The sequence below is a fragment of the Lentzea sp. NPDC005914 genome (assembly GCF_040629405.1).
Lineage (GTDB): Bacteria > Actinomycetota > Actinomycetes > Mycobacteriales > Pseudonocardiaceae > Lentzea.
The window spans coordinates 40,008-52,454 of sequence record NZ_JBEXVQ010000013.1 but is presented as its reverse complement, the minus strand read 5'-3'; the positions used below and the strand labels follow the sequence as shown (position 1 = coordinate 52,454).

At 69.1% G+C, this 12,447-nt stretch carries 9 protein-coding genes; 1 reads left to right on the top strand and 8 read right to left on the bottom strand.

The window, feature by feature from the left end; genetic code table 11:
- Window positions 1-38 precede the first annotated feature (38 nt).
- Both ABZ345_RS19920 and ABZ345_RS19915 read right to left on the bottom strand, forming a co-directional pair.
- A complete protein-coding gene (locus tag ABZ345_RS19920) occupies window positions 39-305 on the bottom strand; it encodes a hypothetical protein (RefSeq protein ID WP_359850437.1) in 267 nt (88 codons plus the stop codon).
- Window positions 302-1,114: a phytanoyl-CoA dioxygenase family protein gene (locus tag ABZ345_RS19915; RefSeq protein ID WP_359850434.1), complete on the bottom strand. Its 813-nt coding sequence runs from the start codon at window positions 1,112-1,114 to the stop codon at window positions 302-304. The genes ABZ345_RS19920 and ABZ345_RS19915 overlap by 4 nt, the downstream gene beginning before the upstream one ends.
- A 71-nt stretch (window positions 1,115-1,185) precedes the next feature.
- Here ABZ345_RS19915 and ABZ345_RS19910 point away from each other — a divergent pair, with 71 nt between their 5' ends.
- On the top strand, window positions 1,186-1,938 hold the full coding sequence (locus ABZ345_RS19910; RefSeq protein ID WP_359850431.1) for a helix-turn-helix domain-containing protein: 753 nt from the start codon (window positions 1,186-1,188) through the stop codon (window positions 1,936-1,938).
- On the opposite strand, the gene ABZ345_RS19905 is transcribed toward ABZ345_RS19910, so the two are convergent.
- From ABZ345_RS19905 to ABZ345_RS19880, 6 genes are all read right to left on the bottom strand, one after another.
- On the bottom strand, window positions 1,877-2,137 hold the full coding sequence (locus ABZ345_RS19905) for a sigma factor-like helix-turn-helix DNA-binding protein (RefSeq protein ID WP_359850428.1): 261 nt from the start codon (window positions 2,135-2,137) through the stop codon (window positions 1,877-1,879). The genes ABZ345_RS19910 and ABZ345_RS19905 overlap by 62 nt on opposite strands.
- A 71-nt stretch (window positions 2,138-2,208) precedes the next feature.
- Entirely contained in the window at window positions 2,209-4,782 is a 2,574-nt protein-coding gene (locus ABZ345_RS19900; protein WP_359850425.1) for a glycoside hydrolase family 9 protein, read from the bottom strand.
- Between the two features lie 158 nt (window positions 4,783-4,940).
- Window positions 4,941-6,407 (bottom strand): arabinofuranosidase catalytic domain-containing protein, encoded by a 1,467-nt coding sequence (locus ABZ345_RS19895; protein ID WP_359850422.1) that lies wholly within the window; start codon window positions 6,405-6,407, stop codon window positions 4,941-4,943.
- A 226-nt stretch (window positions 6,408-6,633) separates the two neighbouring features.
- A complete protein-coding gene (locus ABZ345_RS19890; RefSeq protein WP_359850419.1) occupies window positions 6,634-7,551 on the bottom strand; it encodes a S1 family peptidase in 918 nt (305 codons plus the stop codon).
- A 112-nt stretch (window positions 7,552-7,663) separates the two neighbouring features.
- Entirely contained in the window at window positions 7,664-9,472 is a 1,809-nt protein-coding gene (locus ABZ345_RS19885) for an RICIN domain-containing protein (protein ID WP_359850417.1), read from the bottom strand.
- A 154-nt stretch (window positions 9,473-9,626) separates the two neighbouring features.
- Window positions 9,627-12,443: a glycoside hydrolase N-terminal domain-containing protein gene (locus ABZ345_RS19880; RefSeq protein ID WP_359850414.1), complete on the bottom strand. Its 2,817-nt coding sequence runs from the start codon at window positions 12,441-12,443 to the stop codon at window positions 9,627-9,629.
- Window positions 12,444-12,447 lie beyond the last annotated feature (4 nt).

Here is a 12,447-nt window from a genome sequence, read left to right as displayed (position 1 = left end):
CGGCGGGTCCCGCACCGGTCGGTGCGGGACCCGCAGGACTAACTGAGCTTCTCGAAGAAGAACTCGTGCTTGAGGAACGACGTGCCGTACTCCGCCCCTGCCTGCGGTGGGAGCAGCGGGGAGACCTGGAAGAGACGCCAGCCGTCCTTCAGCGCCTCGAGCCCGTCGGAGTAGGGCGGTTCGTCGGAGTCGCCCGTCGTGGGACGGGTGGCGCCCGTGCCGTCGTAGCGGGACCAGCCGACGACGGGGGAGTCGAGTGCGGACGTGGACAGGTAGAGGACGAGGACCTGTTGGCGGAGGGTCATGCGTGGCTCCTGTGTGCGGGACGGTTGGTGACGCGGGTGACCCAGTGCTCGACGTCGAACGAGGTGTCGCCGGTCAGCGCGCGCCACAGCAGCACGCGGTTGTAGACCTCGAGCCGGCCGGTGGCCTGCTCGTACCACGGGAAGTACCGGCCGAGCTCGGCGGCGACCCCGGGATCGGCGAGGTCGCGCGTGTCCCACAGCCGCACCTGGGGGACGGTCGGGTTGAAGCGGATCTTGAACATGAACCGGCGGAGGTCGCTGTCGTTGCGGCGCCCGCCGTGCCAGATGCCGTGGTGCAGCAGCAGAACCGTGCCGGCCGGGCAGACCAGGCGGGTCTGGCCGCGCAGGTTCTGGTAGCGGCCGGTGTCGCTTTCGTTGGTGCGGCGCAGATGGCTGCCCGGCACGACGAGCGTGCCGCCCATGTCGGGGGTGACCTGCTGCGGGTAGTACATCAGCTGGACGTCGAACGCGTCCGGCCGCACGTCGATGATCGCGTCCCCGTGCAACGGCTGGGCGTGGCCCTCGTGCGGTTCGCGGATGTGCACGGCGTGGTGGTCGACGGCGGGGCCGGGGCCGACGAGAGCCTGCAACGCCCTGGCGACAGCGGGCAGTTCGACCAGGCGCCGCGGGAAGGACCCCTCGGGATAGGCGTCGGTGACCGCGGTGCCGCACGGCACGTCCGGCAGTCCGTCCGGCAGCAGTTCCAGCGCTTCCCGGTTCATCTCGTCCGGCACGACGGCGTCCAGGCGCAGGTAGCCGTGCGAGACGAACCGGGCCAGCTGCACCGAGGTGAGCGTAGTGGTTCGCATACGGCGAACGTAGAGGCGCGACCGTTGCGTGGCGTGGGTTGAATTCACCCACCACTGGTATTTTTTCACCCGTGCAGGAAGTCGTGCTCCCGCTGAGCGAACCGCCGCTGGTGGCCGACATGGGTGTCGGCGTGCACGGCGTCACGACGCTGGAGGACGTGTTCCTGCTGCCAGACCTGTGGCAGGTGCACCTCTACAGCTACGAAGGCACCGTCGACGTGGGTGGCGTCGTGCACCGCATCGTCCCCGGCCGCGCGAGCCTGATCCCACCCGGCACCGAGGTGCGCTACCGGTACCGCGGCAGGTCCGAGCACCTCTACGCCCACCTGCGCCTCGACGGCACGTCCGAACGTCGTGTCGCGCCGGTGATGCAGGACGCCGGTCCGAACAGGACACTGATAGCCGGCCTGATGCGGGGAGCGCTCGCGGCGGCGCCGGAGCGTGCCGCGGCCCACCTGTGGACCGTTCTGTGGCAGCTGACCGACGCTGGTCCGGCCGGGCGGGAGGCCGCCGATCCCTTCGATGTCGCGACCGCGCACATCGAGGCGCAACTCGCGACGTCGTTGCCGGTGACGGGCATCGCGAAGGTGGCCGGCGTGTCCCACAACCACCTGACGCGGTTGTTCCGCGCCCGCACCGGTCTCACGGTGGTGGCCTTTATCCGCCGCCGCCGGATGGAGCGGGCCCGGCACCTGCTCACGGCCTCGACGTTGTCCGTCACGGCCGTCGCCGCGGCTGTCGGCATCCCGGACCTGCAGGCGTTCAACAAGGTGTGCCGTCGCGAGCTGGGGGAGTCGCCTCGCGGGGTGCGGGCCGCGCGGTGACACCGTTCTCCCGCAGCAACAGGTCCAGCGCGCGCAAACCGTGGTGCAGGCGGGACTTCACGGTGTCCTGCGGCACGCCGAGCGCGTCGGCGAGCTCGGCAACGGTCTCCCTGCGGTAGTAGGCACGGGTGATCACCTCGCGGTGTTCGTGCGCGAGCCGCGCCAGCGCGTCTGCCACGAGCCAGGTCTCGCGGTCCACCGCGGCCTCCTCACGTGCACCGCCGCGCAGGCCGACGAGTTCGGCCTGCGCGGCGGCGGTGGTTCAGGCGATCAGCCTGTACCGCATTTCTTGCCGTTGATGGTGAACGCCGCCGGATCGGCTCCGGTGCCGGAGGCGTTGAATCCGATGTAGACGGACTTGCCCGGGTCGACCTGCGCGTTCCACGGCATGTTGGTCGCGGTCACGTCGCGGCCGGTCTGGTTCCAGTTCGCCGACCACCCCTGGGTGACCCGCTGGGTGCCGGGGAACGCGAACGCGAGCTTCCACCCGTTCCACGCGGTGGTGCCGGTGTTGGTGAGCGACACGTGTGCGGTCAGGCCACCCTGGTACTTGTTGGCCTCGTAGCGCACCTCGCAGTCCGGCTTCGTCACCGGCGTCCCGGACTTCTCCGCCGCCCAGCCGGAAACCCAGGCGAGCGCGGAGTTCCAGTTGACCGCCACCTCGTTCACCGAGTAGGCGCCGATGTCGTCGACCCAGCACTTCTGCTGCGGGCAGCCGACGAGCAACCGCTGGACCACCGGGTCCTGCAGGACGCTGTTCGGGCCGCCGGAGAGCGATCCCGCGGGCGCGGTCGGCAGGGTGGGGTCGTTCTGGTGGGCCCAGAACCGGTGGTGGACGTTGTGCACGGCCTGGTCGCCGTAGCCCGCCACGTACGAGGTGCTCAGCGGGTTGCGGCCGAGCAGGTAGTGCAGCGCCTCGAACACGCCGTCGCGGTACTTGGCCGCACCGGTGAAGTCGTGTGCCAGCGCCAGCACCTGGGCGTTGTTCAGCACCGCGGAGTTCGAGCCCCACACGTAGCCGTCGGTGCTGTTGTCGTACGGCGTCGCGTAGCCCATGGTCGCCATCGCGGCCAGGTGCTGGTCCGCAACGGTCACGAACGCAGCCTTGATCGCCGCGACGTCCGCCGCGGGCAGGCCGTTGGGCACCAGGGCGAGCGTGATGTCACCCAGCGGAGCCGTTCCGCCCCAGTAGAAACCGGCCCTGCTCAGACCGGCCGCCTTGTAGTGCGGGGAGGAGGTGACGTCGGCCCGGTAGGTGGCGTCACCGGTGGTCGTGTACAGCTCGGCGGCGGCCCAGTAGAACTCGTCGCTCACGGTCTTGTCGTCGTACGCGCCGCCGCCGACGTTGTCGTTGGGGTCGGCGAGCTTGGCAGGGTTCGCCTTGGCCGCCGTGTACGCCTTCCGCGCCGCCGCGAGGAGTTTCGCCGAGTAGGCCGCGTCGATGCCACGCCAGAGCCGGGACGCCTGCGCCGCCACCGCGGCCAGGTTCAGCGTCGCCGCCGTGCTGGTCGCGGACAGCCGGCGGGCCTGGTCGTCCAGTTCGGGACGGGTGGGCAGCGCCGTCCAGGCCGCGTCGTGGATCTTGTGGTGCGCCATGCCGTCCGGTGCCTGCATCTTCAGCAGGAAGTCGACCTCCCAGCGCGCCTCGTCGAGCAGATCCGGCACACCGTTGGACTTCTCCGGGATGGCCAGCGTGCCGTCGCGGAACGCCGAGGCGTCACCGATCCGGGCGGCCCGCTCGTAGGAGTTGAGCAGCTGCCAGGCCGCGATGCCGCCGTTGACCACGTACTTGCCCTGGTCGCCCGCGTCGTACCAGCCGCCGCGCACGTCCAGTGTGTAGCCACAGGCGAGATCGGCACGGCACGGCACGTTGTTGTCGCCCTGGTTGGGCGCGACGTTGACGTGACCGGCCGGGCGCGCGTACTCGGTGCCCACGTACTGCGCGTCGATCGGGATGCCGCTGCGCTGGTGGTAGAAGAACGCCAGCGAGTCGTAGCGCAGCTTCTTGATCGGGTCGGCGGAGATGTCGAACGGGAAGCTGCTGTCGGCGCCGACGGACAGCGTGTACCCGGTGCCCGGCGTGTCGAACGACGAGAAGTCGATCAGGTGCACCGAGTCGCCGGACGTCGCGTCCGCTCCCTTCGGCGTGGTCTGACCGGTCGCCACCGATGCGCCCGCGGAGTTCTTCAGGGTCCACGTCTGCGCCGTGGTGGCCGTGGAGACGAGGGTGGCGCGCTTGGGCAGACCCGGCACGTACGCCACCAGGTCGACCTGGACCTTCTTGGTGGGGTTGGGGTTCACACCGCCGGGTGGCTTCACGCCACCGACCAGCGAGACGTTGTCCACGCAGATGGTGTTGTCGGCGGCCTGACCGCCCAGCTGGAAGGCGACCTGACCGTTGCCCGCGTCCGGGAAGTCCAATGTGGACGTGAAGGTGAAGGTGAAGTGCTGTTTCGCGGTGGTGAGCGCGAAATCCTGCTTGGCGATCCCGCGGTAGGGGCTCACGCTCTCACCCGCCGCCGCGGCGATGGTCTGCGCGGTGGTGGCGTGGGCGTCGAACGAGAAGGTGTAGGACTGCCCGCTCTCGAACGGGACGCCGTTCTGGCCGACCAGGGCGTCCCACGGGTTGGTGGTTCCGCCGGTGACCGCCGCGCACAGCTCACCGCCGGTGATCCGGTTGGTCACGCCGGCGCTGCTCCACCAGGGGTCGGCGGAGGCACCGTCGAACTTTCCGTTGAGCACGCGCTCGTAGTCGGCGGCGAAGGCTGTGCCTGCCGCGGGAAGAGTCGCGGCGAGTGTCACCACCAGCGCGGATGCGAGCAGGCCTAGGGGTTGAGATCTCATGTTCCGAGGTTCTCCGTCCTCGTCGACGGGATTTCTGGGAGCGCTCCCACATGACCGTAGGGTGCGCTGAACGGCGCCGACAAGCGCCGTTCAGCCGCTACGCAGATTCGTCGCTCGGACGAGCATTGCTGCTGCATAAGGAGTAGTGGGTGGCTACCTCACCCGAACGACCACTGCTGGTTGCTCGCGCCGTGGCACGTCCACAGGATGATCTTGGAGCCGTTGGCGGTGGCGGCGCCGTTGACGTCCAGGCACAGGCCGGACTGCGTGCCGGTGATGGAGCCGTTGGCGTTGAACTGCCACTTCTGGCCCGCCCCGCCGTTGCACGGGGTGATCACCACGGCGGTGCCGTTGCCCGTCTGGTTGTTCAAGGCCCCGGCACACCTGGTGCCGTCTCCACTGTAGACGGTCAGCTGACCGGACGCGGTGCGTGCCCAGGTCTGGTTGGTTCCGTTGTTGCAGTCCCAGATCTGCAGCTGGGTTCCCGCCGCGTTGCCGTTGACGTCGAGGCACCTGCCGGAGCCCAGTCCGCGGACCGCACCGGTCGTGCCGCTGCCGCCCGTGCTGTACCCGGCCGCGATGATGTTGGCCTGCACCGCGTTCTCGGTCGCGTCGGACGGGTAGCCCGAGACCATCGCGCCCTCGTAGAAGGTGCCCGCGCTGAGGTTGGCGCCACCGTCCGGTTTGCAGCAGTCACCGCCGCTGCCGAGGATGATCGCGCCCTGCTTCCTCATGGGGCTGTACCCGGAGGGGAGCGAGCCGTCCCACAACGTCGTCATGTCACCGGACTGCGCGTTGCCGCCCTTCATCGCGAACCGCGACGTCCCGTTGTTCTTCAGCATCGCCGTCACGAACTTGTTCGGAAACGCCCTCTGGTTGGGGTTCCACGACTTGCTGCCGCCGGGGAACAGCCCCCACTCGAGGTCGGCCTGCACCCAGGGACCTGTGCCCTGGCATCCGCCGAACCAGCACTGCGTGCTGAAGTTGATGGCGTCCATCGCCCCGGCGGCGTCGGCCTTCCTGGTCGTCTCGCTGTTGCCGTAGTCGAAGCAGCAGCCGCCGTTGACGTGCGTGCCGCTGGTGACCATGTACATGCCTTCCGGCGCGCTGCCGGTGGGGACGCCGGTCAGGTGGCCGTCACGCCAGTAGCTGTTGCCGGGGTTGATGTAGAGCGAGTAGGCCTTGCTGCCGCCGACGGTCAGCGACTCCGAGGTCGCGGTCGCGGGCCTGCTCTGGGGTGAGCCGGGAACGACGCTCGAACCCTGGTACCACAGGTCGTTCCCGCGGCCCGACTGGTCGTAGACCACCGTGATCACGCAGGACGTGCCGGCGCAGAACGCGTCCTGGGCCGGTCCGTCCGCCGTGCCACCCGCGGCCAGCACGGCGATGTTCCTGGTCGTGTTGTCCGAGGAACGCCTGACCTGGTAGAGGTTGCCGCTGTACGAGCCGTAGAGCGCCCGCACGGTGCTGTGCGCGGCCACGCAGGGTGTGCCGCCGGAAGCGTAGATGTCGCAGGGCCCGGTGCCCGCCGCCGGTACCGGAGCTGGTGCGGGTGCCGCCGCGGTCGCCGCCACCGGCGCCGCGGCGAGCACCACCGCCAAGCACATGCCTGCCAGGGCAGGCATCCGCCGCCTACTGCCTCGTGCCTTCGCTGTCATGAGCCGCTCCACTACGTTGTGGCCAGCATGTATCTGACTCATCTAGGACTTTGATTCGCGAAATCTGCAGGACTTCGGTCGTCCAGATAACACACATCAGAGCGGTCCTGGCGCGAACGGTCAAGGCTGAGACTGACTTATCCTCCGATCCTCTCAGTCCCGCGCACCCAACTGCCGGAGTGGGCCATCGGTCCTAATTGGACCGTCCACCGCCGATGCGGGCGCCCGTGGCGGCGAGAGCGGCCTTCACGGGCTGGAAGAACGTCACACCGCCGTTGCGGCAGTCACCGCTGCCGCCGGACGTGAGGCCGATCGCGTCACCGTTCGCCGTGAAGAGCGGGCCGCCGCTGTCCCCGCCTTCCGCACACACGGTCGTCTGGATGAGCCCGGTCACGGTGCCCTCCGGGTAGTTCACGGTGGCGTCGAGCGCCGTGACCTTGCCGGAGCGCAGCCCTGTCGTGCTGCCCATCCGCTGCACCTGCCGGCCGACCCGTGCGTCCGCCGCGCGCACGATCTTGACCTTGCGTCCCTGCCCGGTGTCGACCTCGCTCGGCGCGTTGGTGCGGGGGTTGTCGTAGGTGAGCAGCGCGAAGTCGGCGTTGCCCGGGAACGTCGAGTCGGCGACGGTGGCCACCGGCCGCGCACCGGCGGCCAGCGACATCCGCTGCGCGTTCTGCACGCAGTGCCCGGCGGTGAGGAACGCCGGACTCCCGTCGGAGGCCTTGACGTTGAACCCGAGCGAGCACCGGCCGCGGCCCGCGAAGATCGCGTCGCCGCCCTCGGCGAACGGCCGGAACACGCCCGGCGCCCGCGTGAGGCTCGCCCTCGAACCGAACTCGTCCACAGCGGACACCAGGGTGTTCCAGCGTTCTCCCGTCACCGTGCTGTCGGCGGTCACGAGCACCTTGTTCGTTCCGGGATCGATCGCCCAGGCGGTGCCGGGCATCGAGGCTTTCTGCCGCAAGGTGTTCGTGACCGCCAACGGTGCGTCGGCGTCGTCGGGTGCCGCGTAGGTGTTGGTGATCGTGACCGCCGTGGCGGCCACGACCAGCACTCCGACCGCGGCCGCCGCCGACTTGATCCCGCGGCTGCTCTTCCAGCGCCTGCCCAAGGTGCCCTCCCGGGTTGTCGCGAATCCACTACGGAGTCCTACGGCCGCAGTTGATTCGCCAGTTCACGGGAAGAGACGAGGGGATTTGGTCAAGTCGCCGATCGGCTTGACGTCATGCGCTGCCCCAGAGCCGCCAGGTCTGGTTGAGATCGCCGCTCTGCCCGGAAGGCTTGCAGGCCCACTGGATGATCCGGGCACCGGCCGCGGCGGAGACCCCGTTGACGTCGACGCACTTGCCGCTGTGCCGCGCGACGAGCTGGTAGTCGTGGGGGTCGTTACCGCTGTAGGTGACCTTCCTCAGCGTGTACTGCTGGCTCGCCGAACCGGGGGAGCAGGTGTTCTGCGCGACGGTGGCGCCGTCGGCGGTCGAGGAACCGGTGACGTCCAGGCATTTGCCCGACAGCTGGTTCACGACGGTGTAGGTGTCGGCCACGCCCGCCACGGGAGCGAAGTTCCACTGCTGCTGGTCGCCGCCCTCGCAGTAGAACTGCTGCTGCAGGTTGCCGTCGGCGGCACTCAGGTTCGTGTTGTCCAGGCACTGCTGGGAGTGCTGGGCGGCGGCGACCGTCTGGAAGCCGGGGCTGCCCGGCGGCAACAGCGTGATCGTGAACGTCTCGTCGGCGTTGTTGTGCGGCACGTTGACGGTGGTTGTGTTGCCATTGAGCGTCACCACGCTGTTCTGCACGGTGACAGGTCCCTGGACGGCACCGCCGTTGTTGTACGGGATGCGCTGGACGAGCACGCGCACCTGGTTGTTCTGCACGATGCCGGTCGTGGTGTCCAAGCGCTGCAGGGCGACCGCGACGTTGCCGGTGGTGCTGCCGCCGCCGAGGAGGATCTTCGCCACGCCGTTCGCCTTCGTGGCGAACGAGTCGTACGACTGACTCGGTGTCGTGGTGACGATCTCGCCCGTCTGCGAGGCGTAGAAGCGGTAGACCCACCACTCGCCCTTGGGCTGGTGCTGCCCGGCCGAGTTGCGGACGAGCAGGTTGCCGAGATCGTTGTGCAGGTTGCCGGCGCTGGCCCAGTTGGCACGCAGGCCGTCCGCACCGGCACGTTCGAGCCGCGTGATGTACCACGAGCCGTCGCCGGGGTTCTGCTCGTTGCCGGCGCCGTACTCGTTGATCTGGTACGGCCGCGGGTGCGGGATGCCGCGCGAGTTGAGCGTCTGGTTCGCCGTCGCCACGTTCGACACCGGGTCGCCCGGCAGCGAGTGCCAGCTGATGATGTCGGGCACGACGTTGTTGGCGCGCACGAAGTCCAGGTACTGCGTCCACCAGCCTCCGGTGGACGGCACACCCGCGAGGCTCGGCCCGACGATCAGGTGCGTGGGAAACGCCGCCCGGACGCGCTGGTACGTGCGCCGCCACAGCTCGAAGTACTGGGACTGCGGGCGGTTCCAGAAGATCGTGATGTTGGGTTCGTTCCAGAGGTCCCACTGCACGGGTGCGCCGGTAGCCCGCACGTCGTCGATCAGCCGGGTGAGGAAGTTGTCGTAGTCGGTCCAGTTGCCGTTGTCACCGGGGAACCGCGAGATCGGGTACCCGTCGGCGCCCCACAGGTCGTGGGCCAGCAAGACGAACTCGCCGCCCAGCGAACGGGTGCGCAGCAGTTGGGCGCGGGTCGAGTTCCAGCGGCGGTCGTACTTGCCGGAGACCCAGCCGCCGGGACTGTCGAGCTGGGCGCCACCGGCCCGCATGTACCGGAACTTGACGTCGCGGTAGAAGTGGTCGGCGGGACCCGTGGCGTTCTCCGTCATGCCGTAGATCCAGCCGGAGGCGCGGTAGGTGGGGGTGCCGTTCGTGGTGGAGAAGTTGACGCTGATGGACTCGTTCGCGGCGTGGGCCGGGGCCGCTCCCGCGAAGGCGAATGCAGATGCCAGTACGGCCAGGAGGGCAGTGCTGGTTCGTCGCTGAACCATGAGGACTCCGAAACAGGTCAGGGGAGACGTGAGTCGAACCGGTTCGATCGAGAAGTGAACGTACGCGCAGTGCGCTTCTCGCGGCAAGGGGTGCAGACGTCGAACCGGTTCGTTCGACTGTTCCGTTCGACCGGTGAGCGTGCCGATGGACGGGTCAGACCCAGATGATCTGCCACTGCTGGTTCGCGACACCGTTGGCGGGCCACTGGATCACCTTGGCGCCGTCGCCCTTCGAGCTGCCGTCGACGTCCGCGTACCACCCGGTGCGCGCGTTGACGAGGTGGACGTACCCACCGCCCGCGTCGACGACCTTCCACCACTGGTTGTCGGCGCCGGTGTCGGCTCGCTGCTCGAGCTGCTCGCCCTGGACCGTTCCGCCCGACAGGAGGCGGCCGCTGTGCCGTGCGGAGAGCCGGAACGAGCCGTCCGCGTTGGGCAGCAGCTGCCACTGCTGGTTGACGGCGCCCGACGGGGTCCACTGGATGACCTTGGCGCCTTCGGCCGTGCTCGCGCCGGTGACGTCGAGTGCCTTGCCGCTGTTGCGGTTCACCAGCCGCATCCAGCCTTGCAGCGACACCGCGATGTCGGTGCGCTGCCCGGCGGTCAGCGTGAGCTGCCTCGCGTGCGGGCCGATCGGTGACGGGGCGACCGGCGCCGTCGTGGTCACGGAGGTCATGCCGCGACGGCTGATGAGGGTGACGGTCTGGTCGACGTCGGAGGTGATCGACGCGGAGACCGTGCGGGCGGAGAGATCCCAGCTGAGGCTGTGCACGCGGATCCGCCCACGGGCGCGCAGGCCGGTGATCGTGCCCTTGGTGAGCTGTCCCGGCAGGGCGGGGAGGAGTTCCAGCACGCCGGGCCGGGTGTAGAGCAGTGCCTCGCTCAGGACGCCGGGGATCGCGTTGGCCGCGTCGGCGTTGTAGATGTCGAGGTTCGGATTGTGCGACGTCATCAGCGACCGGAAGACCATGTTGTTGCCGATGATCTTGCGCAGGTTGTCGTAGACCTTGCCGCCGTCCTTGAGCCGCGCGCCCGCCAGTGCGCGGTGCAGGCTCCCGTGGGCCGAGATGTTCTGGTCGCCGCGGACCTCCAGCGCCCGCAACCCGGTGCGGACGAGGTCGGGAGTCTCCTCGGGGTTGATCTCGTGCAACGGCCAGGCGCCGTACAGATGTTGCACGTGCCGGTGGTTGTACTGGTCGTTGAGGCCGGGCCACGACCACTCGGCGAGCGCGTTGTCGCTGTTGGTCCGGTAGGCGGGCATCTTGGCCAGCAACGCTTTCCAGCGCCGCACGCCGTCCTGCTCGACGCCGAGCGTGGTGGCGGCGAAGATCGCGGCCTGCAGGGCGTGCTTGCCCGCCATGATCTCGCCGGTGGCGTTGACGGACAGCATCACGCCGGTGTTGCTCGGCGCGTTCTCCATCGAGAACGCCGGCACGAACACGACCTTGCCGCTGGAGTCGGTGCGGGTGAGGAAGTCTTCGTAGAACAGCGCGAGCTCCATCAGCGCGGGACCGAGCTTGTCGCGCAGGAACGCCTGGTCGCCGGTCACCTCGTAGTACTCGAGCAACGGGTAGAGCAGCCAGTCGGCGCCGCCGGTCCAGGTCTGGCCCGGCCAGCTGCTGTCGAAGTGCAGCATGTGGCCGTACTCGCCGTCGGTGCGGGACGGGGCGAGGAAACCGCGTGCGCCGTAGAGGTTTCGCGCGTTGGTGCGCCAGTGCGCGAGCTGGCCGAGGATCAGGGTGAAGTAGCCCTGCATGGCCTCGGTCGTGTCGAGGATGTTGCCGCCGGCGACCTGGAGGTTGACGTTGGCGTCGGTGGTGAAGTCGTCGGCCCAGGCACCCGACCACGTACCCGTCCAGATGCCGGTCAGCCGTGGCGGGAGGACACCGCTGGAGCTGATGAACAGGTAGCGGCCGGAGTCGTAGAGCCGTTCCAGCAACGCGATGTCGATGACGCTCTTGTTGTTGTTCTGCCGGGTGATCAGCTCGCTGGTGGAGAGTTTGCGGTCGGCGTCGGAGACGTTCAGGTCCAGCCGCGAGCGGTCGTACATCTCAGTGTGGATCGCGGAGTGCCGGGAGAGCAGAGTCGCGTAGTCGGTGCCGATCGCGGCCAACGCCGCGTGCAACGGTTTGGCGCCCCACGCGGGCGACTCGTAGCGGTCGAGTTTGGTGAGCAGCAGCAGTTTGCTCGCGCCGGCCACGACGATCGTGGCGCCGTTCGCGGTGACGGTGCCGCCGGTGGGGACGACCCTGGTGACGCCCTCGTAGCCGAACGCACCCTGCCCGGACGGGTAGGTGCCGCGCAGGTTCAGGTATCCGTTGCCGTTCGAGATGGTGGCGAGCGTCGTGTAGGTGACGCTCGACGGCGCGCCCTCCAGCGCGGTGCTGACGCTGAGCGTGGTGTCGATCGTGCGGCCGGGCGCGGGCAGGAGTTCGTGGACGATCACCTTGTCGGGGCGGGAAACGAATGCCCGCCGGGTCCACGTGCCATCGTTCGTCCAGGTGGTGGTGACTTCGCCGGTGCGGAAGTCGGTGGCTCTGCTGTAGTTGTTCACCGTCAGGCTCTGTGTGGCGATCCGCAGCTCGTACGCCGGGTGGTAGGTCTGGGTCCAGCGCAGCGACCATCCGGCCGCGAAGTCCTTGTTCGCACCGGCGTAGTCACCGGCGAGTGCCTTGTCCCGCACGGAATTCAGGCGTCCGGACAGCACCGGGGGAGTGACGGACCGGGTGCCGTTCGGCAGCACGAGCCGGTGGTAGTTGAAGATCACCTTCTCGGCCGCGGGCGTTCCGTGCAGCACGGCCCCGTACTCGCCGTTGCCGGTCAGGAAGCCGTCCGTCCACGACGACGCCGGGCTCGTGTCGCGGATGCCCCGTTCGGGCACGGCGGCTTTCGCGGTGCCACCGGGCAACGCGGCGGCTCCGGCCGTGAGCGCGGTGGCGGCGAGGAAACGCCTGCGGGTGAAGGGGGTCACGCGA

What these genes read in the sequence shown, in the direction of transcription:
- ABZ345_RS19920 (WP_359850437.1), bottom strand. Translation starts at nt 305, where the DNA reads ATGACCCTCCGCCAACAGGTCCTCGTCCTCTACCTGTCCACGTCCGCA.
- ABZ345_RS19915 (WP_359850434.1), bottom strand. Translation starts at nt 1,114, where the DNA reads ATGCGAACCACTACGCTCACCTCGGTGCAGCTGGCCCGGTTCGTCTCG.
- ABZ345_RS19900 (WP_359850425.1), bottom strand. Translation starts at nt 4,782, where the DNA reads ATGAGATCTCAACCCCTAGGCCTGCTCGCATCCGCGCTGGTGGTGACA.
- ABZ345_RS19895 (WP_359850422.1), bottom strand. Translation starts at nt 6,407, where the DNA reads ATGCCTGCCCTGGCAGGCATGTGCTTGGCGGTGGTGCTCGCCGCGGCG.
- ABZ345_RS19885 (WP_359850417.1), bottom strand. Translation starts at nt 9,472, where the DNA reads ATGGTTCAGCGACGAACCAGCACTGCCCTCCTGGCCGTACTGGCATCT.